Here is a 238-nt window from a genome sequence, read left to right as displayed (position 1 = left end):
CGCCGGCCTCGGGCGCGCAGGTGGTCGATGCATTTGCGGTGGGCGATGGTGACTAGCCACGCTTCCAGAGTCGCTTCCGGCGCCAGGGCAGGGTAAGCCTGCAAGGCGGCCAGGAAGGTTTCAGACCAAGCGTCATCGGCGTCATGCAATCCGAGGATGGCCCGGCACACTCGAAGGACGGTTGCCCCTTGTGCCTGGACCACCGCCTCAAAGGGCTCTTTAGTCTCGCCTTGATGCC

1 protein-coding gene is annotated in these 238 nt (G+C 64.7%); it reads right to left on the bottom strand.

The genetic code is table 11. The features are described 5' to 3' along the window. On the bottom strand, positions 1–238 hold a 238-nt coding region (locus SCA31_RS25455; RefSeq protein WP_410699707.1), incomplete at both ends, for an RNA polymerase sigma factor.

The sequence above is a fragment of the Chryseobacterium sp. SIMBA_028 genome (assembly GCF_046535285.1).
GTDB lineage: Bacteria > Bacteroidota > Bacteroidia > Flavobacteriales > Weeksellaceae > Chryseobacterium.
Note: the sequence above shows the minus strand (reverse complement) of the source record. Positions and strands in the feature narration are given on the sequence as shown.